This window comes from Tsukamurella asaccharolytica, assembly GCF_007858435.1.
GTDB classification, from domain to species: Bacteria; Actinomycetota; Actinomycetes; order Mycobacteriales; family Mycobacteriaceae; genus Tsukamurella; species Tsukamurella asaccharolytica.
Genome location: NZ_VIGW01000002.1, coordinates 434,769 through 460,334 on the forward strand (window position 1 = coordinate 434,769; position 25,566 = coordinate 460,334).

The window sequence follows — 25,566 nt, forward strand, 5'->3', positions numbered from 1 at the left end:
CTACAGACCTCCGTAGCGGAATGCGAGCTTGAACGTGGTGATCGCGGCCACCGTGGCCGCGACGGTGTACAGCGCGGTGTACCCGGCGCGCGCGAGCACGGGGCCGGCGGCGAGACGGGTGAACTCGAGCCGCTGCGCGCCGGTCACTTCTTCACGTCCTTGCATCCCGGGACGCCGAGCTTCTCGCCGATGGCGCCGAGCGCCTCGACGACGGTGCGGTTCCCGAGGCACTCCCAGCCGGGGAACCCGGCGCCGTTGCGAGCGTTGGGACCAGCGAGCTGGTCGAGGGTGAGGCCGGCCGCGGTCTGGGTGTCGAGGGGCGGGTTGGGCATGGGAGTACCTCCTGTGTTAGTGCCGAAGATGCGGTCCAGCGCGGCCGGGTCCTTGACCGCGTTGGCGTCGATGCGCTGGCCTGCAACCTGCGCCTGCTCGGTGAACTGCAGGATGCGGACGTCGGCACCGCCGAAGCCCTGCCATCCCGCCGAGTTCGGGTCGTACAGCGCCGACCCGTAGCCGGTGCCGCTCACGTAGTTGCTGTTCCAGAGGCCGACGTCGCGGAGGAATGCGAGATCCGGCGAACCCATGTGGTCGCGCCAGAACCAGCGCGGCAGGTACACCGGCAGCAATCGCACGCCGCGGTCGCGGTAAGCCTGCACGCGCGCGGCGAGGTCTCGGCCGCTGCCGCCGTTCGTGGTGTCCTCGTAGTCGATCTGCACCGGAATGCTCGGGTCGCCGAGCTTCCCGAGCATGAAGTCGGCTTCGCGCTGCGGGTCGACGTTGGTGCGGCAGAACACATAGCCGCCGAACCGGCCCGGGAAGTGCCGGCGCATCTCGTCGCGGGCGCGCGGCCAGAACGGGTCCGCGTAGCCGTCGCCCTCGACGACCTTGTGCGTGGCGAACCGGTAGCCCTCGGCGGCGGCGCCCGCGAAGTTGAAGTCGCCCTGGTGGTTCGATACGTCGATGCCGAACACGGGATCGGTCATGGTGCCTCCTGGTGTCGTCGGTCCGGGGGCGGTCGCCTCGCCGGGGTACTGGGCTCCCTGCAGCAGCGGGAGCGGGTCGAGCCGGTCAGGCCCGGGTGGCACCCACACGGAGCGGTGCCACTCGAGATGCAGGTGCGGCGCGACGCCGCCGTTCGTGTTGCTGTCGGGGTTGATCCGCGCGATGCGCTGCCCCGCCTCGACGCGCTGGCCGACACGCACCTCCGGGATGACGTGGCCGTAGACGGTGAGGCCGCCGCCGTCCTGCGCAGGGTGGTCGACGTTCACCCACTGCCCGAACCCGGACGCGGGGCCGGCCTGCGTGACGGTGCCGCCTTGGACCGCGAAGACCGGGCGGCCGGCGGAGCCGCCGGGCCATCCGAAGTCGGTCCCCCAGTGTGTGGTGCCCCACCGGGCGCCGAAGGGGCTGGTGATCTCGTGGCCGCGTTCGAGCGGCCAGAACCGTGCGGGCATCGTCAGCTCCCGAAGTAGTCGCGGAGGATCTTGGTCATGAGTGCGAGCGCGGTGATCGGTGCGCCGGAGCTGGTGCGCCACAACGGCCGCAGGTAGGCGTCGGTGTGCGAGCCGCCTCGGGCGTACGCCCAGAGCTGCCCGGGTGCCTGGAAGATCTGCTGGTACCAGTCGGGCGTCCAGAGCAGCGCGCCGTTCTGTCCGACGGCGCGCTGCTCGATCTGCGGCAGCTTCGCGACGGTCGCGGCGGCCCAGGCCGCGAAGGCCTTGGCGTCGAGGCTGAACCCGGCGACGACGTCCTCGGCGATCCACCGCAGCGGCGACACCGCGTGGCAGGAGGTCATCACGTCTCCGGGCGACGCGAGTTCCCAGTGCGGGATGCCGAGGCGCTGGTAGTCGACAGGGTGCCCGAAGATCCCTTCCCCGAACGACGGGAAGTGGTAGTTGTCGCCCGCGGCGCGGGTCGGGTTCGCGAGCGAGACGCGGCCGACGACCTTGCTGCCGACGGTGCCGTAGCGGGACAGGAAGGCGCTGTTGACGATCCCGCCGAGGCTGTAGTCGACGAGCACGACGTCATCCGGTGCGGCGGTCACGGTCGCGAGGATGTTCATCACGCCGATCTCGACCGAGGCGTTCAGCGACGGGCCGACCGGTGTGCCCGGCGCGGGATTCACCGGGCCGATGCTCGCGGGGTATCTGGTCTCAACCACTCGGAATCGGGTCGAATTCAGCGGCGCGAGAGCGGGCGTCAGGAAGTTCGTGCCGTAGGGCTCGGACGCTCCTCGGGTCTTGACGATCGTGGTCATGGTGGCCTCCTGCGGGTTACAGGTGAGCCCCGCGCCGGATGTTCGACGCGGGGCTCGAAAAGGGGGTAACGGTTCTACTGCTCCTGGTGCCGCGTACGCGGGACCACGTCGACGGGCAGCGCCGTCGTGGTGGTCGTGACCGGCGCGTCGAGGTCGGCGGCCCACAGGTACGTGTTGCCGTTCCACACGCTGTAGGACTTCGACGTCTTCCCCGGGGGCTGCATGAACGGCACGTTCGAGCCGGTCGCCACCGCGTAGCCCGCGTTCGGGCCGGTCCCCATCACGGCAGCGCCCCACGCGGTGTCCGCGGATGCCGGTGTCGTCGCGATCGGCGCCGCGGTGCCTGCGCCGGACGCGGCGTGCACGGTGGCCTTGTCCTGCTCGTGGATCTTGATCGTCTTCCCGAGGCTGGCCTTGTAGTCGCAGACCTGCTTATTGACGGCGTCGGATGCTGGCATTGTGTTGTCTCCATTCAGGATTGACGTGCGTAGAAGGATGCGCGGCCGGTGCCGCCTGGGCCGCCCTGGGTGCGGGAACCGAAGATGCCGCCGTTGCCGCCCGCGCCCGCGCCGCCTGGTGCGCTGCCCGCGCCTGCATTGCCCGTGCCGCCCGGCCCGGCGGGGTAGTTCTGGCCGTTCACGGTGACCGCGGCCGAGCTGCCGCCGTTCTGCCCGGACGGCTGCGTGCCGGTGGGGCCGGGCGCGGTGACGTTGCCGCTTCCCCAGTCGGCGGTGGTCGCGCCGCCGGGGTTCGGTGCGGCGTTGTCGGAGTTCGCAGGCCGGGCGCCGCCCGCGCCGACGGTGCCGGTGATCGTGGTCTGCGTCCACGGGAGGTCGACGCCACGCTCGAGGGTGCGGACGAGGTAGACGCCGGGGTTGCCGCCCTTGCCTGTTCCGCTGAACGCGCCGTCGCCTGTCTGCCCGGATGCGCCGCCGGGCATGAGGACTTGGTCGATGAACCGGCACCAGCCCGGGATGAGGTAGGTGTAGGCCCCGGCGGCGGTGAACTCGGTGCGCTCCGGGGCGTGCGGCGCGAATCCCGCTGTGGCCGCGCCGTTGCCGACGCTGGTTCCGGTGCCGGTGAGATGCGCGAGGACGGTGGCGTAGCTGCTGCCGACGCCGGTGCCCGCGCCCGAGAGGTGGGCGAGGACGGCCGCCGCCGCGTCGCCGACGCTCGTGCCCGCACCGGTCGCGCGGATCGCGCCGCGCCCGCCGGAGTCGCCGACGCTGGTGCCGGTACCCGCGAGGTGCGCCAGGACGGCCGCCGCGGCGTCGCCGATGCTGCCGCCCGTGCCCGCGAGGTGGACGAGGATCGCCGCGGCGGCGTCTCCGACGCTGGTGCCCGTGCCGGACGCGCGGACCGCGGCGCGGCCGGCGGCGTCTCCGATGCTGGTGCCGGTGCCGGCGACGATTGCCACGGGCCACCAGCCCGTGCGGGGCGCGGTCGGCGTGGGCTGGTGGCCGTCGCCGGGCGCCCACGCTGTCCGGCCTGGTGTGGGCGGCGGCTCGGGTGTCGACGACCAGGGCATCAGTTCGGCTCGATGTCGGGCACCTCGTCGGCGGTCATGCCGAAGAAGGTGATGCACCCGGGATCCCAGGGCATGTCCCGGTGCTCGCCGTCGACGAGGCACCGCGCGACCTGGTCGTCGCGGACGAGGTACACGCCGAGGGGCTGCAGCTCGAGCGGGAGATCGTCGGCCGTCGGTACCGCGCCGACGAGGAACGGTGTCGGCGGCGCGGGCGGCTCGCCCTGGGCGATGTGCACGCCGAGGTCGTCGAGTACCTGCTCCCACGGCACCGCGGCCGGGTACGAGCCGACGTTCTCGACGGCCTCGGGGCCGCTGCCGGTCACGAGGACCGCCGGGATGGTGACCGAGTGCGGCCACTGCTCGGGGATCGCGATCGTGAGGTCGGTGACCGTGACCGTCTCGTCGGAGAACACGGGGGTGCCGTCGCCGTCGACGCGGTCGACGCGGCGGGTGGTGAGCGGCTCGGCGAGCACGTAGCGGCGGACGGTGCCGGTGTCGTCGATGAGGTAGGCGTCGGTCATAGTGGGGCCTCAACAATCCAGAAGACGATCTCTGCTCGGCCGCCGGGGCCGCCGTTGGTGGACGACGGGAGGAACGCGGCGCCGTTGTGCGGGGATCCGACACCGCCGCCCCCACCGGGGTCACCGCCCGCGCCGCCCGGCGCGTTGACGCGGCCTGCGCATCCGCCGCCGCCAGATCCGCAGTAGCGGTGGTACGGGTCGCTGGTCGGCGCGTTGGCACCGTTTCCGGGCGCTGCCGAGCCGGACCCGAACCATCCGGTCGCGGAGCGCCCCGCGGTGCCGCCGGGCGACTCGAACGACGGGTCGCCGGGCTCACCGTCGGTGTACGAGTAGGTGGAGTTCCCGTTTGAGTCGTTCCCCGTGTACACGGCCGGGCCGTTTGCGCCGCCCGACCCCGGGGCCTGGTACGTGCTCGGGATCCCGGCGGTGGTGACGATGCCCGAGGTGCCGGGCTCGGGCGACTGGATCAGCAGGGCGTTGTCGCTCTGCCGGCGCACCGTCGCGCGCGGCGGGACGGCTGCCGGGCCGATCGCCGTAGCGCCGGAGGTACCGCCGGGGATCGTGAGCGCGTACGCGGTGCCGGGCGCGCCGATTTCTTCGGGGGTGAACGACTGTCGTCGGAAGCCGCCCGCGAGCCCGCCGTCGGCGCGGCCCAGGTAATTCAGTGGGATGCGCGGGCCACCCTGCCCGGGGCCGACGATCTGCACGTCGACGCGCTCGAGCCGGTACCCGGCCGACGGCGTCGGAACGGTCCAGGTTGCGTTGCCGACGGTGGCGAACACGACGCGGGTCCACTTGAGGGTCCCCATCGTCCCGGACGTGGTGAGGCCGGTGGTCTGCACGGCTGCCTGGGCGCTGGCCTGCGCGGTGACGGCCTTGGTGCGCACGCCGAGGAACGAGTTGATCACGTCGTCGATGAGCGAGCTGCCGGTCGACGGTGCGGTGCCGTTGTTCCCGGCGGCCTTGAACCCGTTGAGGAAGCTGGTCCAGTCGGTCTTGGGGAGCAGTCCGCCGAGGACGCCGCCGAGGCCCGCGATCGCGTTCTGCGGGATGTTGCCGAGCTGGCTGAGCAGGTGGTTCAGGCTGAACCCGGATCCGAACTGGCCGAAGCCGTTCATGATCGTGTCGATGATGCTCTGCGCGAAGTTCCAGGCGTCGGCGATGCCCGACGTGAGGTTCGACAGCTTCGAGACGAGCCCGTTGATCCACTCCTGCGGGAGGCTCTGCGCGGGCTTGCGGAGCCAGAGGTCGTCCCAGTTGACGGTGCCGCCGGTCGCCGCGGCGGTGCACTCCATCCGTACGCGGACGTACGCCGCGTTGGCCGGCGCGGTCCAGCTCGTGGCCACCATGGTCTCGAAGTTCGTGGACGTCGCGACCGACGGTGTGACCGCGCCGATCTGCGCCGACCCGACGAGCTGGTCACCGGCGTCGAAGGCGAGCACGCGGAGGATGAACGCGGGGCCGCCGGTGCCGGTGAAGTTGGACCATCGGAGGTAGCCGCCCAGGGAGAGCTGCTGGCCGGGTACGACGTCGATCGGGTCGGAGGTCTGGACGTGCTCGACGCCGTCCAGGCGGCACTTCGCGCTGCCGGGCTTGGTGCGGCCGACGGTGCCGTCCCAGGACCACCAGTCGTCGGCCTTGATCGACTCGGCGGTGTCGAACGGGGGCAGCCAGTTCTTCTCGAGGCCGGGGGTCGCGCGGATGAGCTGGCCCAGTTCGACGTTGCCGCCGAGGAACGAGAAGAGGCCGCGGATCGCGTTCATGATGCCGGTGGGGAGCGCGCCGAACAGCTTCGAGGCGTCGAGGCCGCCGTCGGCGCGGAGTCCGCCGAACATGCCGTTGAGGCCGGACAGGATCGCGGGCAGCCCGAGGCCGGCGCCGCCGCCGAACATGCCGGCGAGGCCGTCGAGGAACTTCCGCGGGTCGAGGGACACGAGCCCCTTGAGCAGGTTGATCAGCGCGCCGTCGTCGGTGAGGCCGATGAGCTTCGCGAGACCCGAGACGACGGGCCCGATCAGCGGTATCCGCTCGATGTTGTCGGTGATGATCTTGATGACCGACTCGACGAAGTCGACGGGGTTGAGCTTCGGCAGCTTCCCTGGCTCGGGTACGAGCCCGACGAGCGGATTCCGGTCTAGCGCAATCGGAACCCGATCATGCGCTCTAGGCATCGGCCGGGGCCTCCGCGGTGAGTGCGGCGACGGCGTCGCGGTCGACCTCGGCGACGCCGATGAACTCGAAGCACTGGTAGTCCTCGAGCGGGCGCGGCAGGTCCTTCGCCACCGCGGGATTCAGTTCGTCGGTGGGGATCTCCGTCTCGGTGTAGTCGACGATGCGGAGCATGTCGGCGGCGGCGCGCCGCTGGAAGGACTCGCGCTGCAGCCAACGCATCTGCTCGAGGTCGGTGTCGGGCTCGACGAGCAGGCGCGCCTTGTAGGTCCTGGTGTACGGCATGGGGCGCTCCTATCCCTGCGGGATGACCAGCACGTCGAGCTGCGCGCCGGCCGGGTTGAACAGGTAGACGCCGAGCAGTCCGTCGTTGTAGAGGTTCACGTTGATCTGCGCGGGCTGGCCGGCGGGGACCATCGCGTGGCCGTTGTCGGGTGCGACTGCGGCCGTGGTGTTCCCGGTCGACGAGAAGTGCGGGACGACGGTCGTCCACGAGCTGTTGTTGCCGAAGCCGCGGGCGATGAGCGTGCCGGACAGGGGATCGCCGAGGCGGACCTCGCTGCCGATGATGAGCGGGTCGGCGTCCAGCTCGAGGCCGTACGCGCGGAAGTGCCCGGTTACGTACGGGACCCAGTCGTAGTCCTGCGCCTCGATGGTGTACTGCAGGATCGTGTGCCGTTGCGCGGGACCAGAGAACGAGCTGAACATGCCCTCGGGGATGCTGTAGAACCGCGGGTGCTTCGCGGCGAAGTCCGAGGCGCCGAACTTCCCGTTCGGCAGGACGGTGACGACCTGGCCGGGTTCCTTCGAGCGGCCCTGCTTGTCGTAGTCGGGCGCGTTCTCGATGTTCGTCGACGGCCCCTGCGGGCCGGGCGGGGCGAGGAGACGCATGTGCCACTGCGGGAACCGGGCGTCGCCGGTGACGATGATCTCGTCCTTGCTGTCCGGGGTCCGCTCCGCCATCGGGATGACCTCGACGGACGGCGTGATCTGCGGGACCGGCCCAGCGGCGCCGGGCGGGCCCGGGCGGACGACCTCGTACTTCGTGCCGGTCCAGACGTACACGCGGTCCGGGATTGGGTCGCCGACCCACCAGCCTTTGTTGGCGTCCGCGACGGTGAGGTTCGCGGGCAGCTCGGCCGCCGTGGCCTTCGGCGGCCACTGCAGGTTGACGATCCGCCCGGGCTCGCCCTTGTCCCCTCGGTCGCCCTTGAGCACCGGCCCGGTGATGACGGCCTGCCCCTCGATCATCTCGAGGGTCACGGACATGCCGGGAGGCGCGTCCTTGTCGACGGGGATGCCGTGCCAGGTCGCGGCCAGGTAGCTCTGGAAGATCGCGATGGGGTCGTTGCTGGTCGGGTACGAGGTGGTCACGATGGTGCTCCTCTAGTCGTCGAACTGGATCGAGGTCTGGGTGTGCCAGCCCGGCTTGTCGTCGAGCGGGACTTGCGCGGCTGCCTGCGCGGTGGCCTGGTCGCTGCCGCCGAGGAGGTCGCGCACCGCGATCGCGCGGGCCTGCGGTGAGAGGTGCTGCAGGTCATCGATGCTGGTGACGCCTGCGAGTTCCTCAGCGACGGTGTCCGGCGCGTCCAGCGGCACCCACTCGATCGCGTCCTCGACGACCTGCGGGCCGGGCGGCACGCGCCGCGGCTTGATCACGGCCTGCCCGTCGACGGGGCCGAGGCCGGCGCGCGCGAGGTGGAAGGCGAGCACCGGGATCATGTACCGGACGTCGTACACGCGGCCGAGGTTGTCGATGGGGTACTGCAGCGCGGCGGCGATGGCGTACATGGCGCGCTGGATCGGGGTCTGCTCGTCCTCGGGGATCTCCTCGAGCTTCGGGAGGTCGACATCGGGAAGTTCAGTGTCATCGGTCATTTCGGGTCTCCTGGTGGGGTGACGGTTGGGTTAGAACAGGTCGCCGGAGCCGAACATCATCGCGAGGCCGTTCCAGAAGTTCCCGGCGGCGCGGGTCACCTGCGCGACGGGGTCCTCGGACTCGCGGTCGTCGCCGATGGACAGGTCGAAGGTCTTCGGCGTGGTCTCGTCGTAGTGGAGCTTCCAGGCGGTGACCTGGTCGGTGTAGAGCACGCCGTCGATCTCGAACAGGGTGCGGTCGCCGAGGTTGAAGTCGTAGAACAGCATGTGCTGCCCGCCGTTGCGGACGGCGACCTTGAAGCCCTGGTAGGCGCGGGTCTTGAAGTGGCCCTGGCGGAGCGTGAGCCCGGACGACACCGTGTAGGCGCTGCCGCTGCCCTGCTCGAAGTGCTCGAGGTAGCCGTACGGCCCGGCGCGGTAGGCGCGCACCGGGTCGGTGAACCGGATGAACGCGAGGAGCATGTCGTCGAACTGGCCCTGGTAGATCTCCTCAAGGCCGGGCGTTCCCGGTTCCTGGTAGGCACCCAGGCCGTACGAGATGACTGCACTGAGTTGGGACAGTGCGTATTTGATCGCGAACGTCTGCAGTTGGTTGACCCAGCCCGGCGACTTGCCGCCGGTCATGATGCTGCCCGCCTTGAAGCGGTACGAGTTGTGCTCGCTGCTGAGGATCTGCGAGTGCTCGGTGTCGCGGAACACGACGGTCGGGATCGCCGGGGCGACCATGAGCAGCTTGCGGAACCACGGGTCGGTGACGCCGTCGCCGTTGAGGTCGACGGGGTGCAGCACCTCGGTGATGCTGTTGTCGGCGGTGACCGCGACGAGGTTGAGGAACCCGTCGAACGCGGTGCCCGTCGGTCCGGTGACGCCGCTCTTGTCCTCGGCGGCGAGGACGACGCACGCGCGGCGTGGCCGGGCGAGCTTCTCGCCGACGATCGCGGCCAGCTCGGGGTGCGGCGACGTGGTGTCCTCGGGCAGCCAGGTGTAGGCGCGGACGTGGCAGCCGGCGTCCCGCAGGAGGTCTTCGGTGACCGAGTGCGCGTCGGACCACCGCGACATGAGGACGGTGGTGCGGGACTGGTCGAACAGCGGGTTCACGAACTGCATCTGGACGGGCCAGTTGAGCGGGTCGAGGTTCGCGAGGTTCGACGCCTGCCCGACCCACGCGCCGGGGTTCATGATGTTCGCGGGGAGCGCGAGGAGCGGCCAGTAGTTGCGGGCGAGGTTCAGGAACCCGGTGCCGGCGACGACGGTGCGGGTGTTGCCGAGCATCAGCCAGGCCTTCAAGGGCTGGACCTCGGGCGCGCTGAACGGTGTGGCACCGAACAGGAGATGCTTCCAGTGCTCGCGGTTGTGGCTGCATTCCAGTGTGGCGGTGCGGATTCCGTCCTCGTTGCGCTTCACGGCGACGTTGGTGATCTTCGCGCCCCACCGCCAACGCCAGTCCCGGTTGTGCGGGTACGGGTCGATGGTGATGTGGAGGTCTTCGTCCTTGCGGACGTCGGTCTTGAGGAAGTCGACGAGCCAGTCGGAGGCGCGGAGCACGACCTCGCCGGTGCCGGTGTCGTGGAGCATTTCCTCGGCGCTGAGCGACTTCTCGTTCGCGACGGTGCCGATGTAGCGGTGGTACTTGTCCCACAGGCGGATCAACGGCCGCGCGCGGGCTTCCTCGTCGAGGACATCGCGCTTCGCGTCGAGGTAGCTGTAGGCGGCCCACGGGTCGAGGACCGGGTCCGGTGCGCCGCGGCGGGCGTCGACTTCGGGCCGGTCGAGGAGCGCGGTGCTCATGCCCAGGGCATCCGGTAGTGCTGCGGCATGATGCAGGTGATGGAGCCGCGGGGGTTGGTGTGCGACACCTTGAGCTGCGCGACGGTGCGCGGCGGGATCTTCCCGTCGAATCCGATGCCGCCGGGAATCCGGCGCTGGGCGGGGAGCTTCGCGGCGGCGGTCTCGTAGACGTCGGGCAGGAGCACCTGCAGCAGTTGCGTATTCCGCATGAGGCGCGCGGCCTCGTTGTCGATGGGCTCCTTCTCAGTGGTGATCGTCCGCTTCGTCGGGTCGGTGTCCACGAGCATGTACGCGCCGTCCTCGGCGTACAGCTTCGGCAGGGTGATCATCCGACCGCTGAGACCGTCCTGCACCTGCGCAGTGCCGGTGCCGCGGATGAGGTACTTCGGCCAGGATTCCCACGTGCCGCGGTTGGCCATGGGGATGATGCCCTGGGCGATGCCGTGGACGTCGATCTGGTCCTGCGAGGCCTTCCACACGCCGGTCAGCGACTTCTTCGAGTAGAACGGCCACGGGGCGTGCGCGACCATGTTCCAGGTGATCCCGTTGTTGCCGTTCGCGACAGGATCGGTCGACAGGGTCGTCTTCGTCGCCTCGCCCTGGATGATGCGGAGCCACCGCCAGCCGTGGGTGCGGGTGAAGCAGCCGAGGAACCCCGGGACGGTCTCGGACCAGGACTGCCACCAGTCCTGCTCGATCATCCGGTACGACCACCACGACGCGGGCTCGGTGCGCTCGGGGTTGCCGTTCGGATTCATCACGGCGCCCATCGCCACCTGGCGCTTCTTGAAGTCGACGCGCTCGGGTATCTCGCCGACGGTGTACGGGCCCGCGCTGTAACGGATCTCGAACTCGGGGTGCATGATCCCTTCGAGCTCGCGGGCCAGCGCAACGCCCTCGCGGGCGCGGAACGGCCCGGCGAGGTGCCAGATCTTCCAGCCGGTCCCGGGGTGCATGTACACCCACTTCGTCTCCTCCGAGCGAAGGCGCTCACCGTTCGGGCCGAGGTCGGCCCAGCGGGACATGCGCTGCCAGGACGGGTGTGCAGGATCGAACGGTGCGTAGGCGGGGTTCCCTTCGGCGTCGTTCGGATAGGCGATCGAGTCCGCCCACAGGTCGTCCTGGTACATGCGTCAGCCCCTCACGACCGTCGATCGGGTGCGCGCCGTCTGCTCGGTGCGCAGCTTCGTGTAGATCTGCTCGGCGCTCTGGCCGGGCGCGTTGACCGTGATGCGGTTGTCGACCGGGGCCGCGGCGGGCGCGGGCTGCGCGGTCGGGAGGACCGAGGTCATCGTCGAGGCGAGCTTGTCGGCGACCGACGTGCCGCCACCGGCGGTGTTGGTGGCGGGGTTCACCGAGTTCGTCGTGGTGTTCTGGCCGGCACCGGTCTTCGAGGTGGCCGCGCCGACCTGCGATCCGGGCATGACGTTCTTGAGGAACCCGCCCAGGCCGAGCTGGTCGGCGACACCGTTGGTGAACCCGCCCGCGGACTGCGTCGACGTGCTGCCGTCCTTGCTGTCCTTGCCCTTGCCGCTGGTGAGGCCGCCGAGCCAGTTGATGCCGGCCATGATCGACTTGACCGTGGGCCACTCGAAGGGGTTGCTGAACACGGATCCGTCGAGGCCGATCGTCTCGAGCACGCCGGAGACGAACGTCTTGCCGAAGTCGGCGCCGTTGAGGCCGTTCGAGCTGCTCGAGCTGTCCTTGCTCTTGCCGGTCTTGCTCTTGGTCTCGACGCCCTTGGTCTTGAGGTCGGCCTCGGCCTTGGTGGCGTCCTCGGCACTGCCGGTGGCCTTGGTGAGCCGCTTCTTGGCGTCGGTCAGCTCGCGGTTGGCCACCATGAGCGCGCGCTCGGCCTTGGCGACGTCGTCGGCGTCGGCGAGGGCCTTGCCCTTCGAGTTCGTCTGCTTCGTCTTGGCCTGGACCTCGGCGAGCCTCTTCTGCGCCTGGGTGACGCGGTACGCGTGGTCGTCGACGGACTGCTGCGCCTGGGTGACGGCCTCGCTCTTGGTGCTCGTCTTCTTCGACGCGGCGTCGAGTTCCTTCGAGGTGGCGGCGCGCCGGTTCCCCGTCGACGTGGACGTGGACGCGCCGATGGTGGTGGCCGCCGACGAGGTGCCGGTCGTCGTGGTCGTTCCGGCGGAGCCGATGAGCTTCTTCGCCTCGGCGAGCTTCGCCGCGTAGTTCGAGCCGTCGGCGTGCGCGGACTTCTGGACTGCCTGCGCGCGCTGCGCGGCCGTCATCTTGTCGCGGCCGGCGACCGATCCGAGGCGCTCGTAATACTTGCCGATCGCGTAGGTCGGGTCCATGAGCTGTTCGTCGGTGCCCCAGCCCATGCCGGACTGCTGCTGCATGACGCCGAGGCTCTTGCCGTTCGTTCCGACCGCGTCGTGGGGGCGGTCGGTGGATCCGGCGACCTTGCTGTTCGCGTAGTTCTTGCCGCCCGACTCGGCGAGGAGGGTGGCCGCCGCGGACTCGATGTCGGCCGCGGACATGCCCTTCGCCTTGCCGACGCGGACGACCTCGTTGATCATCTCCTGCACCGTCGCGCCCTGCTTGAGGCTCTTGCCCGTCGTCGCGGTCGTCGTCGCGCCGGTGGTGCTCGTGGCCGCCCCGACGGTGGACCCGCTGCCGGTGGTGCTGTCGCTGCTGCTGTTGTCGGTCACGTTGATCGTGGTGCCCGAGTCGGTGGTCGACGACGTCGTCGATGCGCCGCTGCCGATGCTCGACGGCCAGTTCTCGACCCAGACGGGGACGATTCCGGCGGACTTCGCGGCGGCGGCCGACGTGATGCTGCTCGCGCCGCCCGCGTTGCTGTACGTGGTCGAGCTTCCGCTACCGCCCGGGGTGCCCGAGCTGTCGTACGAGCCCGAGCCGTCGCCGTTCGTCGCGACGGCCGCCCCGATCTCGCTGTTCGCCATCACGTGGATGTGGTCGGAGTGCTGGCCGAACACGACGCTCGACCCGAAGATGTCGATGGCCTTCTGGCCTTCGGCCTCGGTGCCGTTGATGTTGTAGTACGTGTACCGGCCGCCCGCGCCGCCGTAGATGATCTGGCCGAGGCCGAGGGCCTTGCGGTTCGAGAACAGCCATCCGGCGACCTGGTCGTCGGGCGCGAGGTCGATGGCCTTGCCCTTGGGGTGGTACCCGCCGTCGGCGTCGTGGTCGGTCTTCGCCGAGTTCAGGCCGATCTTGGGGAACTGGGCGCGGACGGCGCGGAGCAGCGAGAGGTTGACGGTGCCGCCGCCCATGCGCGCGACCTCGCTGTCGGTGACGACGCCGCCGCCAGCGAATGCGGGGATGAAGCCCTGCAGCGCCTCGCCGAGGGACTTGCCCGCGTTGAGCTGGGAGAACAGCCACCAGTTCTCGCGTGTCGAGAGTTCGGTGTTGATGCTCTCGCCGTTGCTGACGGCGACGTTCCCGCCGCCGCGGACGGACGCGAGGATGTCGTCGCTCGTGCCGGTGCCGGGGCCGCGGATGATGCCGCCTGTCGCGAGCTTCGCGATGGTGGGGATGGGCGAGACCTTCTCGCCGCGGCTCGGCATGCCGACGATGTCGGGGACGGTGAACGACAGCTTGTTCGCGAGGCCGTTCCACATGTCGATGAGTCCGTTGACCATCGACTTGAATGCGCCAGAGATGCCGTCCCACATGCCCTTTGCTGCGGTCGCGATCTTGCCGGGCAGCTCCTTGACGAAATTGACGAGGCTGGTGAACTTGTCGCGCACGCCGGTCCACACGGCCTCGGCGGTGCTGACGAGGGTGTTCCAGTCCTCCTTGACCCGGTCGACGGCGGCCTTGATGAAGGCCTTGATGCCCTCGAAGATCGGGACGACGATCGTCTTCCACACCCAGGTGAGCACGGTCTCGATGACCCGGAACGCGGTCATCCAGCCTTCGATGTAGCCCTTGATCACCTCGATGGCGATGCGGATGGCGAGCTTAATACCCTCCCACACTGGTGTGATTACGTTGTGCCACAGCCACATTGCGACTTCGCCGACCTTTGCGAAGAAGCCCTGCAGCCAGGGAAGCGCGGTGTTACGGAACCAGCCGACGACGCTGTTCGTGATCGCCTTGATGCCGTTCCAGATCTTGTCCCAGAGCTTGCGGCCGGTCTCGGTCTTGGTGAAGAAGGCCCATATGGCGACGCCGAGGCCGATCACGGCGGCGACGATCCACGTGATGGGGTTCGCGAGCAGGGACAGGTTGAACAGTCGCTGCGCGATGGCGGCGGCGCGGGTCGCGGCGGCCTGCGCGCGGGTGGCGATCGCGTGGCCGAGTGCGGCGGCGAGGGAACGTAGCGTCGCGGCGGCGCCCGTGTTCTGGGCTCCGGTGTTGATGCCCTGCGCCTGCGTGTTCGCGATCAGGGCCGCGGTGTGCTGCGTCATCGCGCCGGCGAGCTGCCGTTGCGCGAGGGCCTGCGCGATGATGACCGGCGTGCGGATCACGTTCATGGTGGCGGTGTAGGCCTGCATGAACGGCACGGCTGCCGAGACCGCGCCGCGTAGCACGAAGAATCCGGCGGCGAGGGGGCCGATCCAGGACGCGTTGTCGGCCCCGAACTTGAGCGCGCCGCCGAACAGCTTGAGGGCGGGCACCAGGACGCTCGACAGCATCTCGGGTCCGATGGACACGAGCGCGGAGCCGATGGTCTGGATGGCGGGTCCGGCGTCACGCGCTGCGCCGCCGAGGTTCTTCGCGGCGTCGCCCACGGACTTCAATGCGGTGCCGGCCTGGTCTCCCCCGCCGCCGTTGCCGCGAAGGTCTTCCCAGAGCTGCTTGACCCACGTCGCAGCGGTGCGCAGCCCGTTGACGGTGGTGGTCCAGACCTGGCTGATACGGGCGGCAGCGCGCTCGACGCCGCCGTTCGTGGCCCAGGCGTTGATCTTGTTCGAGAGGTCCTCGGACCAGCCCTTCACGTTGGCGGTCATCGACTTCATCCCGGGGCCCATGGCCTTGGTGATGCCGTCGAAGACGTTGGTGCCGGCGGAGAGGAGCGGGCGGAGACCCTCGACGAGCGGCCCGGCGAGCCCGGCGCCGAATCGGGAGATCGAGGCGTTCAGGTTGGCGAGGGCACCGCGGAACGAGCCGCCCATGCCCTTCGCGGCGCCGCCGATGTTCTTCTCGATGGCCGTGCGGAACATCTCCGCGCTGACCCGGCCCTTCGAGGCCATCTTGGCGACCTCGTCGGCGCTGACACCGGCCTCCTTGGCGATCCACTGGAAGATCGGGACGCCGCGGTCCGAAAGCATCTGCAGGTCACCGGTGTACGCCTTGTTGGACGTCTGGACCTTGTTGAAGATCGAGCCCATTTCGGCGAGCGACGTACCGGCGACAGCGGCGGCGTCGGCGGTGGTGCCGAGGTACTTGGTGAGGTCCTGCCCGGGCTTGATCCCGGCGGCCACCGCGGCTGCCGACGTGGTCGCGGCTTCGTTGAGCGCGAACGCGGTGCCCTTCACGGCGGTCGTCGCGTTGTCCATGATGCCCTGCACGGACGCGGCGTCGTGGCCGAGCGCCTTGAGCTTGAACTGCGCGGTGTCGATCTCGGTGAGGCGGCCGAAGCCCTTCGTCAGGGCGTACCCGATGCCGCCGACGGCCGCCGCCGCGCCGATCGTGGTGGCGGAGCGCAGGCCGCTCGCGATCCGCGTGCCGAGCGACCGGCCGACGGACTCGCCGTCGCCGAGGTTCGTCCGTAGCTGCGTGTGCAGACCGGTCCCGATGTTGGCGCTCTGCAGGCCCGAGTTGATCTCGCTGCCCGCCTGTTGGCCGGCCGAGCGCGCACCGTCGGAGCGGAAGAACCCGCGGAGGCCGCCGCCCGAGCGGGCCTGGGAATCCAGACCCACCTGGACTTCGCGGCCTGCCTGCTGGCCCGCGGGCTGTGCGCGGGAGGTGTCGAACTCGGGCCGGACCTTCATGCCCCGTTCCGCGCGGGCACCGGCTTGCCGGATGCCCTCCTCGAGCTTCGAGGTCTCGGGCAGGACGGTCACGTAATACACACCGGGCATCTACGGGCCTCCTTCGCTCGGGACGGGTTCGGGGATGTTGTGTCGTGCGCGCCACTGGGCCTCGCGCTCGGCGCGCATGGCCATGAACTCGGAGACGGTGACCGTGGTGGCGACGACCATCCCGGCCTGCACTTGTCCGCGGCCGGGCTCCTCGCCGTCTACTTCGTCGTCGGTCTCGTCGTTCGGGCGTGGGAACGGGTCGGGCTTCGGGTTGCGGTCGTCGCCCGCGCGCTGCCAGAGGGCGTTCTGCTCGGCGTCGATGATGTGAGCGAGCAGGTAATCGGTGGTGGTCCAGCCCTTCTCGAAGGCGTGGAACACCGCCGTGCCGGGCGGGGCCGAGTAGATGAGGGCGTGCAGCTCGTGCCAGTCGAGGCTGCCGTCATCCAGTCGGTATCCCGGCCCGGCGGCGAGGAGATCTCGGACTACCGCCGCTTCCTGTTCGCGGACCGCCGCGCAGACCGCGTGGATTTTGGGACCAGGCCGCCGTCCTGCCCCCAGGAGTTGACGAACTCGTCCCACTGGTCGCCCTTGAGCGCGTCGAGGATCTCGAGGGCTTCGTCGCAGGCGTGCATCTCGAGGAGCGCGAACGTCCGCTCGAGGTCGTTGAGGTGCGCGTGCTTGCGGATCCAGCCCGGGGTGGGCTTGGACGTGCACCGCTTGACGGCGATCGTGGTGCCGTCGGGGTAGTCGTCGCTGCCGTACTCCGGGTCGAAGTCGTCGGCGCCGAACGAGCCGACGAACAGCTCGGTTCCGGGGTCGTAGCACTCGGCCCACTCGGCGATGATCGCGGCGTCGCCGGTGGCCGGCGCGGTGTCGTCCGCGGGCTCGGCGACGGTGTCGGGCTCGGCGACGTCGATGTCGTCGGGCTCGGTCTGGTTCTTGGACATGGGGTCCCTTCCCGGTGGAGGTTCCTGGTGGGGTGAACGGGGTTCGTTGCGGGCGCCCCGCCACCAGGAATCCGGCGCGCCCGCAACGAGACTCGTTAGACGGAGACCTTGCCGTCGTCGCTGTACTGCACGATGTGCGCACCGTCGGCCGGGTTCTTGATGACCCGGAAGGTGGGCTCGAGCGCGAGGGGCTCGTTGTGCACGAAGGTCAGGTCCGCGAGGTCGGAGAGCTGCGCGAGCGCGGCGACCTGCCGGATGAGCTTGTCCTCGAAGACGGTGTCGAGCACCAGCGCGCACTTGGGCGGGATCTTGCTGGTGATCATGACCTTCATGCGCTCGCCGTGCTGCGCGGTCGCCGCCGCGGTCGACACGGAGCCGGAGCCGAAGATCGCGGCGTTCACGTGCGGGGACAGCACCTGGAACAGGGCCATGCTGTACTCGACGGCGAACTTGTCGCGCAGCGATCCGATCTCGTCGCCGCCCCACACCTCGATCGGCTTCGTCTTGCTGTCGATCTTGAGCTTCACGCCCTTGTCGCTCACGAACCCGAAGTTCTTGAACGCGGCGTTCAGCGGCTCGTCAACGTCGGTCGGAAGCGTGGTGCCGGCGGGGGCGATCCAGAGGCCTCCGGCGGTCGTCAGGTCCGAGGGGGATGCGGCGAAGATCTTGTCGATATCGCCGATCGCGGACGGGGTGGTGGTGATGGGTCCGGTCATGGGACTCGGTCCTCCTTCTGCCCGGGCGGGCGAATGCGAATGCCCCCGGGCCGGGTCGGCACGGGGGCGAGGTTCCTGGTGGGGGTCTATGTGGGCTTGAGCGCGATGGTCCAGAACATGCCGAACTGCAGTCCGAACAGCGGCACGTCGAGATCGTCGAGCAGGGCGGGCCCGGAGTCGCCGGGCGTGGCCGACGAGATCCACACCGCGCCTTGGCTGGTGGTGATCTTGCGGTGCCCGACTGCGCGCATGAGCGTCCAGAGCAGGTCTGCGTTCCGCTCGCACTGCTCGGCGTCCGCGTCGAAGCAGCGGACGCGGATCATGTAGTCGACGACGAACGGGTTGCGCTGGTGCTGCCCGGACCTGGACAGCAGCGCGTACGAGGTGGGGCGGCCGGGAGGCGGCGTGACCCCGATCGGCAGCGGGTTTCCTCGCTGCGCGAGTTCGCCCTCGAGGTACGCGACCGCGGCGGCGGTCGGTCCGACGGGGACGCCGAGCGTGAGCGTCATGCCGGGCCGTTCGTGCCGACGATCTGCATGAGCGGCGACGTCTTCGCCTCGGCGCGGCGCGCTTCCGGCGTCTCGGGCCAGACGTGCGCGCGGGCGCGGTCTGTTCCGACGGTGACGTCGCCGTGGCCGTAGCCGCCGGATGTGCCGGCGATCGAATCGGCTTCGGCGGCGATCTTCGCGGCCACCGCGCGTAGCTCCGCCTGCACCTCGGGCGAGGTGCGGATCTTGGCGTGGTCCGCGTGGGACATCTCAAGCCTTCCCATCGACCACCCTCCGAATCGTGAATGCGTAGCCGGGCGCGTACTTGAACGGGCCGTGCGTGTAGTCCTCGGGCTCGCCGTTGATCTGCCACTCGCGGCCGTCCGGGGTGCGGACGCGGTCCCCGTGCTCCCAGTCGGCGTCCGGGGTCATGAGGGTCTGCTCGGTGATGGCGCGCTCGCCCAGCGCGGCCTGCTGGGTGCCCTGGACTGAGAACTTCGGCTGCCACCCGTACACGGCGCGCGGCACCCACTGGAACTCGACGATGGGCTGGTTCAGGGCGTTCTTCCCCACGATGACCTCACGGCCGTGAGCGACGGTGTGCGGCGTGGGGAACTTGCGGGGCATCGTCAGCCTCGTCCGGTGCCGGTCATGTCGATCGAGAACACCTGGCCGCGGCCCTCGCCGTACGGTGCCAGCTCGAGCTTGTCGGCCTTGGTGAGCCAGACGCCGCCCGACGCCGCGTCGGCGCCGTAGCGGACGGTCTGCATGAAGATGCCGGCCTGGTCCTGCCGGGACTCGGCGAGCGGGTCGTCGAGGTCGGCCACCTGGAAGGCGCGGGCGGCGACGCGGCTGGTGACGATGCGGACGTTGTCGGGGATCGGGTCGGCGAAGGTGCGGCCACCGCAGTATGCGGTGACCAGCACCGACGCCTCCTCGAGCAGTCCGTTGATCCACCGGTCCTCGGGACCGGCTTCCTCGTCGGTGAGGTCCCGCCGGAGGCGGTCCTCGACGTCGGACCTACTGGCCAGCAGCTTCGCCGGCACCGTCGCCGTCCTTGGTGCCGGCGGGGTCGCCGTCCGCACCGTCGCCGGTACCGGGATCACCCGTCGCGGGCGTGCCCGTCTCGGGCTTGCCGGGATCCTTGGTGCCGGCCTTGCTCTTGGCCGGTGCCTTGGTCTCGGCGAGCAGGTGCTCGCCGACGGTGGCGCCGCGCGGGACGGTGTCACCGGCGACCAACGTGGTGCCGTCGGGCAGCCACACGGCGCCCTCGAAGTCGTCGCGGATCTTGGCCACGGCGATCAGAGCACCTTCGCGGCGAACGACAGGTTCGCGTTCGCCAGGACGGGCAGGCCGATCGCGGCCGAGTGCACCCACACGCCGATGGGGTCCTCGGTCTTGTACGTGCCGACGACGATGCCCGGGCGGTCGGGTCCGGCGATGCCGTAGTTCGGCTCCGAGGACTCGAGGGTGGTGCCCCACCAGGTGCCGCCGAGGTCGGTGCCCTCGGCGTTGTACGGGTCGACCGCGGCGGGCAGCAGGTACAGCTTGTCCTGCGGGAGCACGCGGACCGTGGTGCCGGCGACGCGGGCGCGCCGGTCGTACACGGTGATCGTCGGCAGGCCGTACGAGGTGAGCACGCTGTTGACGTACTGCTCGGTCACGACGCTCGGGGCGGTGCCCGAGTTGGTCGCCAGGCCCTTGAACTCCGAGGAGACCATGAGCGCGTTGAGCACCTGCTGCGAGGTGAGGATCGAGCCGGGAGCCTCGCCGTTCTCGTTGACGAACGCGTCACGCCAGGTCCGCAGGTCGGACAGGGGCTTCGCGCCGGCCGCGGACCACAGGGTCGCGGCGGTGGCGTTGAAGTCCGCGCGCCGACCGAAGTCGGACGTGGCGATGAAGCCGTTCTCGTTGATCACCGCGGTGCCGGTGTCGAGCACCTTGCCGCGGGCCACCTCGAGGCGGTCGGATACCGAGTAGGCGGCGCGGGCCGCGTACCGGGTGATGTGGCCCAGCATGAGCTGCGGGTCCACGTTGCCGCGCAGCCGGAGCTGCTCGTACTCCGAGATGCGGAACTTTCGGCCGAGCGGGGGCAGCTCGAGGGTGACGCGCTTGGCGTCCTCGGGCTCGCCGATCGACACCTCGGCGTCGTACGAGCGGTACTCGGCCGTGTCGATGAGGCCGTTCGCGCCGGCCACGAACCGGGCGACGATGTCGTCGACGGTGCGGTTCGGCAGGTACACGGCCAGCGAGCCCTTCGCGCGCTCGCGATCGGCGAGCGCCTGCCGGGCGTAGCCGGTGAGCGCCGCCGGGGTGATGACGTCAGTCCACAGGGTCATCGGTCTCTCCTTCCTAGACGAAGATGAACTGGCCGGACGTGGTCGCCGAGGCGGTCACGGGGGCGGGCAGCTTGGACAGGATCACGCGGCCGTGGTCGAGGAGCGGCGCGACGATGTCGCCGCCGCCCTTGGCGACCTGCTGGTCGGTGAGCAGGAACCCGGCGAGCACCTCGGTGCCGCCGGTGCCGACCGCGTTGAACGGGACGGCCTTGCCGTCCACGAGCGCAAGCGGAGTGCCGGAAGGCAGGTAGCCCTTCGGGTAGTGGGTCGCCTCGGTCAGGGCCGAGCGCGAGATCGTCACGGTGCGCGCGGCGTCGACGCCGTGCTTCGACCCGAGCCAGGACAGGTTGCCTGCGCCGAAGGTCTCAGTCCGCGGGGTGAGATCCATGGTTTTCCCTCCTTATGTGGGATTCGTTACGGCGCAGGGGATTTCCTGCGCTACTTCTGCGGGTGGAGCTGCTTGTACAGTTCCTCGCCGGATGCGACCGTCGACAGCTTCGTCGAGCCGCCGCCCTCCTGACGTCCCTGCGTGCCGGTCGGGGCGGGCTTGCCCTTTCCGTCCGTGCCGGTGCCCTCGTTCTCGCCGTCGCCCTCCGAGCCGCCCGCGGCCTTCGCGAACGGGAGTAGCTCGGCGACTTCGGCCTTGAACGCGGCCTCGTTGCTCGGGTCGGTCGTGAGCCGCTTCGCCAGAGCGAGAGGCAGACCGGCCTCGAGGCCGTGCTGCGTCCGCTCGAGCGCGTTGGCTCGCGCCTCGGCCGTGGCCGCGCGCTGCTCGGCAGCGACGACCTTGTCGGCGGCCTGCTGCTCGGCCGTCTTCGTGGCCTGCTCGCGCTTGGCGAGGTCGGCCAGTCCGGCGACTGCTGCGTCGAGGTCGTCGACGCCGAGCTTCTTGAGCACTTCGGCGCGCTCCCGAGCGAGTCGAGAGTCGATCTTGGTGTTCAGGTCGGCCTGCGTGAACTTGGCTTCATCGGCGGGCTTCCCGGAACCTCCGGCCGGGTGACCTTCGTCTTCGGACCCGCCGAGGGCGGGCCAGACCGGGCCGCGGCTCGTGTAACCGAGGGCTCGCAGTCCGGTGACGGGGTGCAGGGGCAGGGTGTCGTGGGGCATGGTGTTCTCCGTAGCTCGTCAGCATCCGGCCGATTCTTGGTGCGCTGGCCGTCCGCGCCTACCCGCCCTCGATGGGCGGAAGTCTGTTGTCTACTCGATGATTTCGCCGGTGGTGGTCCACTTGGCGACGTACGGAGCAGGTTCGTACGTGTCCCCCGGGCGCACCATGACCGCGACGCATCGGCAGTGGTCGTGGAACTTGTCGCCGACGCTCTGGTTGCCGCGGGCGTTCGTGGCGCCGGCCCCGACGCGGGTCGCGGCGGCCTTCGAGGTGTACAGCGATCCCTTGCCGATTCCGGTGCGGGTCGCGAGCATCCGGCAGAACTTGCAGGCGTTCGCCGAGGCGTGGCGCGCCCACCGCGCGCCGGACTCGCGCTGGACGTTCGCGAGCACGGTGCGGCGGCTGCCGTTGAAGACGGTGCGCGTCGCGGTGCCCTGCAGCGCCGACACGGGATTCGACTGCAGCATCGCCCACCTCGACGACGCGGCGAGCTGCTCGACGGGGTCCGCGTCGGCCGGGACGGCGACGAACCCGCGGGTCGTGGTCGGCTGCGCGTCGTACCACTGCGTGGTGAGCACGCCGGCCGCCGTGGAGTACGGGGTAATGATCTCCGGGTACGCCTGCGAGATGAAGTCGAGCTGCTCGACGGTGTCGAGGGTGTCCATTCGGCCGGCGAGCGTCGCGAGCCGTTCGTTCGCCCTCGTCGCGAGTTCGGACAGGGCGCCCTGGAACTCAGCGACCGCCAGCGCCACTCGGGACCACCTGCTGGGCCGCCGGGGCGGGCACGGGCGGCTGTCGATCGGCGGGGATCTGCTGCGCCGCACCGTCGGGCGACGGCGGGACGGCCGCGGGCGGCGTGCCGAGCAGCTTGTCGATGATCGTCGACGAGGTGCTCGTCCGCTTCTCGGCTTCCAGCTCGGTCTGCTCGGCCTCGGACAGGCCGAGCCGCCGATAGGTGACCTTGCTGTCCTTCGGGAGGATCTCGGACTGGACGAGCTTCGTCGTGGCGTCGGCCTGCGCCGCCGGGGTCGGCGTGGTCGGGTCGAGCCAGTTCGGGGAGATCTGCGCCGCGAGCGCGCGGTCGAAGTGGGGGTCCTTGTGCAGGAGCGCGAGCAGCGCGACCTGCCGCCAGGCGCGCGTCCACATGCGCTGTCGGAGCAGGGCCCGCTTGATCAGGCGCGACTCCATGACGCGGACGGCGTCGGCGCTCGGCGGGTTGTCGGTCTGGAACCCGAGGTAGTTCCACGGGATCGCGCCCTCGGCGGACACGTGCTGCATGTAGTGCTTGACCTGGTCGATGTACGGCGTCGGCGGCGCGGGCGAGAACTGGCCGACCTGCGGCATCGGGTCGCCGGGGTTCTCGGGGCCGGGGATGAAGTTCATCCGCGACATCGCGACCTGCCACTGCTTGCGGAGCACCTCGCCGCGGGGCGAGTCCTCCTTGATCCCGAACTGTTCCGGGTCGACGCCGAGCCCGTATCGCTGCGGCGCGGTGTAGAACTCGCGGTTGATCTCCATGCCGAGCAGCGTCCGGCCGATGGCCTCGGTCAGGTACCGCACCGGGCCGGTGATCTCCGAGCGCCCGCGGATGTCCGACGGCCGTTCACGGTTCGGGAACGGCACGAGCGGCACGATGCCGAGGTGGTGGTCGTCGCGCTCGACCTCGAGGGTGCCGTCGTCGCGGCGGGTCATGGTGATCGTCGAGTTCTCGAGGTAGAGCGTCTCTGCGGTCACGGTGGTCGGGCAATCCGGGTCATGGCGCTGGACGAGTCCCGAGGACTGGACGCGCCGCCGGGGATCCCACAGCGTCGTCGCCTCCATCGGCGATTCGGCCGTGATCAGCACGGGCGGCTCGTCGGCGTCCTCGTTGCCCGAGCCGACGGCGACGAACCCGGTGCCGCAGATCAGGGCGTCGACGGTCTCGCGGGACTGCTCGACGTCGAGCGCGTTGTCCCGGTAGATCTCGTCCAGGCCGTACAGCTCGCCCTTCGGGGCGGTCGAGATCCAGTTGTCCCACTCGATGCGCTCGGCGAGGACATCGACGACGGTGCCGGGGACGCCGACGAACACGTCGAGTTCCGCGAGGTGCGGCGGCACGGCGATGTCGAGGTTCCGCGCCTTGTGCTTGCCCTCGTACAGCTTGTACTTGCCCTCGTTCGCCGGGCGGACGCGTTCGAGCTGGGCGCGGAGCTTCCCGAGGGTGGTGTTCTCGGCGTCGCTCAACTCGTCGACGGCGGTGAGCGGCACGAACGGATCGGTCATCAGAACACCGCCTTTCTGCGTTTCCGGGGCGCGCCGGCACCCTTCGCGAGGGCGTCCGTGCGGGCCTTCCAGGCCATGACGGCCGCGTACGCGGCGTCGATCTTGTCCGGGCTGTCGGGGTACTTCTTGTAGATCAGGTACCCGCTCGCGACCGCGCGCCGCCGCGCGTTGAGCACGTGCCGGGCGAGGTTCGTCGCGCCGTCGTGGGTCATCTCGCGGTTGACCACGGCGAGCCGCAGCCGCTCGACGTACTCGACGACGCGGGAGTCCTTACCGCGTGGCCACGCCATGATCGGGTGGTCGTGCGAGGCCTTCACACGGAGCCGCCGCCCGTACGCCGCTTCCCACTTCGCGATCCACTCGGTCCAGCCGGACGGGTCCGCGTAGAACCCGACCACCTGGTAGTCGTCGAAGCAGCGGCGGACCTCGCGGTCGATGTCGATCGGGTTCGGCGCCCAGTCGCGGCCGTCGGCTGGTCCCTGCTCCCAGACCTTGATCTCGAACAGGTGCCCGTCCTCGACGCGGCACCCGATGAGCGCGGTCGCGTCGGCCTTGCCGCGGTTGCGGCCCTTCGAGCCGTCGAAGCCGAGGACGATCGTGTCGCCGGTGGCGATGACCTTGTCGGCGCGGGTGCGGTCGTTCCACGCAGGCTGCGAGAGCCACGAGTCGGTCGCGTGGGTGATCTGGTTCAGGTAGAACCGGCGCGCGTCCTGCGGGTCAGTCGCGGGGTCCCAGATCTCGGCGATGATGCGGTCGATGTCGACCCAGCCGCCCGCCTCCTCAGCGCTGTCGCCGTAGGCGTAGAGCAGGCCGGCGCGGAGGCTGTCGCGGTCGGCGAGGTCGGTGTCCGGCGGGGCCTCGCGGTGGTCGTAGAGCAGCCCGTCGTCGAGCGTGCGGCCGGCCTGGATGTCGGACCAGTACGAGGCGGACTTCTCGGCGACCGAGTTGTCGCCGGGCAGGTACGCGTTCGGCGTCTCGATCGTCCGCCCGCCGATCTTGCCCGCGTTGCGGCGGAGGACGTCGGCGAGGCGGCGGCCACCGTTCGACGGCACCCACTGCTCGGTCTGGTCCATCGCGGCGAACACGGGCCGGTTGCCCTCGCGGGTGCGGGCCGCCGAGGTGACGAACTCGATCGAGCCGCGGGGCAGCGCGACGAACGTCTCCATCGGGTCGACGCCCGGGTAATTCTCGAGCACCGGGCCCTGCCGGAGCATCTCGAGGAGCGGCTCGTAGCTGTTCGCGGTCTGGTCCTCGGACACCGCGGCCAGTTGCACCTTCGGAGTGCGGACCGTGCGCCACGGCCGGCCGACGGGGCGACCGTCGGCGTCCCACCCGTCGGGGACGATGTCGGCGAGGCCCTCGAGCGCGGCGAGCGCGCCCATCAGCGGGCTCTTGCCGTGTCCCTTCGGCCGGGACCAGACGCCGCGGCGGTACCGCAGTCGGCCCGTGACCGGGTCGAGGCGGTACCACTGCAGGACGAACTGCGCCTGCTCGCGGGTGAGCCGCAGCGGCGCGTACTCGTCGTTGTCGGGCTGCGCGAGGTTCTCGGTGATCCACTCGAGCGCGTACCAGCCGAGCGTCGGGAACTCGCCGGGGAAGTTCGGCCGCCAGGGCATG

27 protein-coding genes are annotated in these 25,566 nt (G+C 70.2%); all 27 read right to left on the minus strand.

Going from position 1 to position 25,566, the window contains the following annotated elements; genetic code table 11:
- The 27 genes from FK529_RS19970 to FK529_RS05535 all read right to left on the minus strand — a co-directional run bounded on the left by FK529_RS19970 (position 1) and on the right by FK529_RS05535 (position 25,565).
- Entirely contained in the window at positions 1 to 147 is a 147-nt protein-coding gene (locus FK529_RS19970; RefSeq protein WP_158635053.1) for a hypothetical protein, read from the minus strand.
- The gene (locus FK529_RS20505; protein ID WP_146559986.1) at positions 144 to 1,454 is read right to left on the minus strand and encodes a peptidoglycan DD-metalloendopeptidase family protein; all 1,311 of its coding nucleotides are present in this window, start codon (positions 1,452 to 1,454) and stop codon (positions 144 to 146) included. Before FK529_RS20505 ends, FK529_RS19970 begins: the two co-directional genes overlap by 4 nt.
- 2 nt (positions 1,455 to 1,456) lie before the next feature.
- On the minus strand, positions 1,457 to 2,257 hold the full coding sequence (locus FK529_RS05415) for a hypothetical protein (protein WP_146559987.1): 801 nt from the start codon (positions 2,255 to 2,257) through the stop codon (positions 1,457 to 1,459).
- Positions 2,258 to 2,331: 74 nt separating this feature from the next.
- Positions 2,332 to 2,715, minus strand: coding sequence for a hypothetical protein (locus FK529_RS05420; RefSeq protein WP_146559988.1), 384 nt, complete (start codon positions 2,713 to 2,715; stop codon positions 2,332 to 2,334).
- Between the two features lie 14 nt (positions 2,716 to 2,729).
- On the minus strand, positions 2,730 to 3,785 hold the full coding sequence (locus FK529_RS05425) for a glycine-rich domain-containing protein (protein WP_146559989.1): 1,056 nt from the start codon (positions 3,783 to 3,785) through the stop codon (positions 2,730 to 2,732).
- Positions 3,785 to 4,306, minus strand: a complete 522-nt coding sequence (locus tag FK529_RS19975; protein ID WP_158635054.1) for a hypothetical protein — start codon at positions 4,304 to 4,306, stop codon at positions 3,785 to 3,787. The genes FK529_RS05425 and FK529_RS19975 overlap by 1 nt, the downstream gene beginning before the upstream one ends.
- A complete protein-coding gene (locus FK529_RS20330) occupies positions 4,303 to 6,477 on the minus strand; it encodes a hypothetical protein (RefSeq protein ID WP_205124358.1) in 2,175 nt (724 codons plus the stop codon). The genes FK529_RS19975 and FK529_RS20330 overlap by 4 nt, the downstream gene beginning before the upstream one ends.
- The gene (locus FK529_RS05440) at positions 6,470 to 6,760 is read right to left on the minus strand and encodes a hypothetical protein (RefSeq protein WP_146559990.1); all 291 of its coding nucleotides are present in this window, start codon (positions 6,758 to 6,760) and stop codon (positions 6,470 to 6,472) included. The genes FK529_RS20330 and FK529_RS05440 overlap by 8 nt, the downstream gene beginning before the upstream one ends.
- Before the next feature lie 9 nt (positions 6,761 to 6,769).
- Positions 6,770 to 7,849 (minus strand): phage tail protein, encoded by a 1,080-nt coding sequence (locus FK529_RS05445; protein ID WP_205124359.1) that lies wholly within the window; start codon positions 7,847 to 7,849, stop codon positions 6,770 to 6,772.
- Between the two features lie 12 nt (positions 7,850 to 7,861).
- Positions 7,862 to 8,353, minus strand: a complete 492-nt coding sequence (locus FK529_RS05450) for a phage gene 29 protein family protein (protein WP_146559992.1) — start codon at positions 8,351 to 8,353, stop codon at positions 7,862 to 7,864.
- A gap of 30 nt (positions 8,354 to 8,383) precedes the next feature.
- Complete coding sequence (locus FK529_RS05455; RefSeq protein ID WP_146559993.1) at positions 8,384 to 10,141, minus strand: Gp37-like protein; 1,758 nt, start codon at positions 10,139 to 10,141, stop codon at positions 8,384 to 8,386.
- Positions 10,138 to 11,271 carry a hypothetical protein gene (locus FK529_RS05460; RefSeq protein ID WP_146559994.1) on the minus strand — a complete coding sequence of 378 codons (1,134 nt, stop codon included), beginning with the start codon at positions 11,269 to 11,271 and terminating at the stop codon, positions 10,138 to 10,140. The genes FK529_RS05455 and FK529_RS05460 overlap by 4 nt, the downstream gene beginning before the upstream one ends.
- Positions 11,272 to 11,274: 3 nt before the next feature.
- A complete protein-coding gene (locus tag FK529_RS05465) occupies positions 11,275 to 16,149 on the minus strand; it encodes a tape measure protein (RefSeq protein ID WP_146559995.1) in 4,875 nt (1,624 codons plus the stop codon).
- Positions 16,150 to 16,467, minus strand: coding sequence for a hypothetical protein (locus tag FK529_RS20335; RefSeq protein WP_205124360.1), 318 nt, complete (start codon positions 16,465 to 16,467; stop codon positions 16,150 to 16,152).
- 104 nt (positions 16,468 to 16,571) lie between these two features.
- Positions 16,572 to 17,036, minus strand: a complete 465-nt coding sequence (locus FK529_RS20340; protein ID WP_146559996.1) for a hypothetical protein — start codon at positions 17,034 to 17,036, stop codon at positions 16,572 to 16,574.
- Positions 17,037 to 17,131: 95 nt separating this feature from the next.
- On the minus strand, positions 17,132 to 17,752 hold the full coding sequence (locus tag FK529_RS05480; RefSeq protein WP_146559997.1) for a phage tail tube protein: 621 nt from the start codon (positions 17,750 to 17,752) through the stop codon (positions 17,132 to 17,134).
- Between the two features lie 86 nt (positions 17,753 to 17,838).
- Positions 17,839 to 18,261: a hypothetical protein gene (locus tag FK529_RS05485; RefSeq protein ID WP_146559998.1), complete on the minus strand. Its 423-nt coding sequence runs from the start codon at positions 18,259 to 18,261 to the stop codon at positions 17,839 to 17,841.
- Positions 18,258 to 18,524, minus strand: coding sequence for a hypothetical protein (locus tag FK529_RS05490; RefSeq protein ID WP_205124361.1), 267 nt, complete (start codon positions 18,522 to 18,524; stop codon positions 18,258 to 18,260). Before FK529_RS05490 ends, FK529_RS05485 begins: the two co-directional genes overlap by 4 nt.
- A complete protein-coding gene (locus FK529_RS05495; RefSeq protein WP_146559999.1) occupies positions 18,511 to 18,867 on the minus strand; it encodes a hypothetical protein in 357 nt (118 codons plus the stop codon). Before FK529_RS05495 ends, FK529_RS05490 begins: the two co-directional genes overlap by 14 nt.
- 2 nt (positions 18,868 to 18,869) lie before the next feature.
- Positions 18,870 to 19,286 carry a hypothetical protein gene (locus FK529_RS05500; RefSeq protein WP_231702930.1) on the minus strand — a complete coding sequence of 139 codons (417 nt, stop codon included), beginning with the start codon at positions 19,284 to 19,286 and terminating at the stop codon, positions 18,870 to 18,872.
- Positions 19,261 to 19,536 (minus strand): hypothetical protein, encoded by a 276-nt coding sequence (locus FK529_RS05505; RefSeq protein ID WP_146560000.1) that lies wholly within the window; start codon positions 19,534 to 19,536, stop codon positions 19,261 to 19,263. Before FK529_RS05505 ends, FK529_RS05500 begins: the two co-directional genes overlap by 26 nt.
- Before the next feature lie 5 nt (positions 19,537 to 19,541).
- A complete protein-coding gene (locus FK529_RS05510) occupies positions 19,542 to 20,579 on the minus strand; it encodes a major capsid protein (RefSeq protein ID WP_146560001.1) in 1,038 nt (345 codons plus the stop codon).
- Positions 20,580 to 20,592: 13 nt separating this feature from the next.
- Entirely contained in the window at positions 20,593 to 20,967 is a 375-nt protein-coding gene (locus FK529_RS05515) for a potassium transporter (RefSeq protein ID WP_146560002.1), read from the minus strand.
- A gap of 50 nt (positions 20,968 to 21,017) precedes the next feature.
- On the minus strand, positions 21,018 to 21,686 hold the full coding sequence (locus tag FK529_RS05520; RefSeq protein ID WP_231702931.1) for a hypothetical protein: 669 nt from the start codon (positions 21,684 to 21,686) through the stop codon (positions 21,018 to 21,020).
- A 90-nt stretch (positions 21,687 to 21,776) separates the two neighbouring features.
- Positions 21,777 to 22,439 (minus strand): VG15 protein, encoded by a 663-nt coding sequence (locus tag FK529_RS05525; RefSeq protein ID WP_146560003.1) that lies wholly within the window; start codon positions 22,437 to 22,439, stop codon positions 21,777 to 21,779.
- Complete coding sequence (locus FK529_RS05530; RefSeq protein ID WP_146560004.1) at positions 22,420 to 23,949, minus strand: phage portal protein; 1,530 nt, start codon at positions 23,947 to 23,949, stop codon at positions 22,420 to 22,422. The genes FK529_RS05525 and FK529_RS05530 overlap by 20 nt, the downstream gene beginning before the upstream one ends.
- On the minus strand, positions 23,949 to 25,565 hold the full coding sequence (locus FK529_RS05535; protein ID WP_146560005.1) for a terminase large subunit domain-containing protein: 1,617 nt from the start codon (positions 25,563 to 25,565) through the stop codon (positions 23,949 to 23,951). Before FK529_RS05535 ends, FK529_RS05530 begins: the two co-directional genes overlap by 1 nt.
- Position 25,566 lies beyond the last annotated feature (1 nt).

Bases quoted from the DNA above. Each gene is read 5' to 3' on its own strand.
- FK529_RS20505 (WP_146559986.1), bottom strand. From the start codon at position 1,454: ATGCCCGCACGGTTCTGGCCGCTCGAACGCGGCCACGAGATCACCAGC.
- FK529_RS05415 (WP_146559987.1), bottom strand. From the start codon at position 2,257: ATGACCACGATCGTCAAGACCCGAGGAGCGTCCGAGCCCTACGGCACG.
- FK529_RS05420 (WP_146559988.1), bottom strand. From the start codon at position 2,715: ATGCCAGCATCCGACGCCGTCAATAAGCAGGTCTGCGACTACAAGGCC.
- FK529_RS05425 (WP_146559989.1), bottom strand. From the start codon at position 3,785: ATGCCCTGGTCGTCGACACCCGAGCCGCCGCCCACACCAGGCCGGACA.
- FK529_RS19975 (WP_158635054.1), bottom strand. From the start codon at position 4,306: ATGACCGACGCCTACCTCATCGACGACACCGGCACCGTCCGCCGCTAC.
- FK529_RS20330 (WP_205124358.1), bottom strand. From the start codon at position 6,477: ATGCCTAGAGCGCATGATCGGGTTCCGATTGCGCTAGACCGGAATCCG.
- FK529_RS05440 (WP_146559990.1), bottom strand. From the start codon at position 6,760: ATGCCGTACACCAGGACCTACAAGGCGCGCCTGCTCGTCGAGCCCGAC.
- FK529_RS05450 (WP_146559992.1), bottom strand. From the start codon at position 8,353: ATGACCGATGACACTGAACTTCCCGATGTCGACCTCCCGAAGCTCGAG.
- FK529_RS05455 (WP_146559993.1), bottom strand. From the start codon at position 10,141: ATGAGCACCGCGCTCCTCGACCGGCCCGAAGTCGACGCCCGCCGCGGC.
- FK529_RS05460 (WP_146559994.1), bottom strand. From the start codon at position 11,271: ATGTACCAGGACGACCTGTGGGCGGACTCGATCGCCTATCCGAACGAC.
- FK529_RS05465 (WP_146559995.1), bottom strand. From the start codon at position 16,149: ATGCCCGGTGTGTATTACGTGACCGTCCTGCCCGAGACCTCGAAGCTC.
- FK529_RS20340 (WP_146559996.1), bottom strand. From the start codon at position 17,036: ATGTCCAAGAACCAGACCGAGCCCGACGACATCGACGTCGCCGAGCCC.
- FK529_RS05480 (WP_146559997.1), bottom strand. From the start codon at position 17,752: ATGACCGGACCCATCACCACCACCCCGTCCGCGATCGGCGATATCGAC.
- FK529_RS05485 (WP_146559998.1), bottom strand. From the start codon at position 18,261: ATGACGCTCACGCTCGGCGTCCCCGTCGGACCGACCGCCGCCGCGGTC.
- FK529_RS05490 (WP_205124361.1), bottom strand. From the start codon at position 18,524: ATGGGAAGGCTTGAGATGTCCCACGCGGACCACGCCAAGATCCGCACC.
- FK529_RS05495 (WP_146559999.1), bottom strand. From the start codon at position 18,867: ATGCCCCGCAAGTTCCCCACGCCGCACACCGTCGCTCACGGCCGTGAG.
- FK529_RS05510 (WP_146560001.1), bottom strand. From the start codon at position 20,579: ATGACCCTGTGGACTGACGTCATCACCCCGGCGGCGCTCACCGGCTAC.
- FK529_RS05515 (WP_146560002.1), bottom strand. From the start codon at position 20,967: ATGGATCTCACCCCGCGGACTGAGACCTTCGGCGCAGGCAACCTGTCC.
- FK529_RS05520 (WP_231702931.1), bottom strand. From the start codon at position 21,686: ATGCCCCACGACACCCTGCCCCTGCACCCCGTCACCGGACTGCGAGCC.
- FK529_RS05530 (WP_146560004.1), bottom strand. From the start codon at position 23,949: ATGACCGATCCGTTCGTGCCGCTCACCGCCGTCGACGAGTTGAGCGAC.
- FK529_RS05535 (WP_146560005.1), bottom strand. From the start codon at position 25,565: ATGCCCTGGCGGCCGAACTTCCCCGGCGAGTTCCCGACGCTCGGCTGG.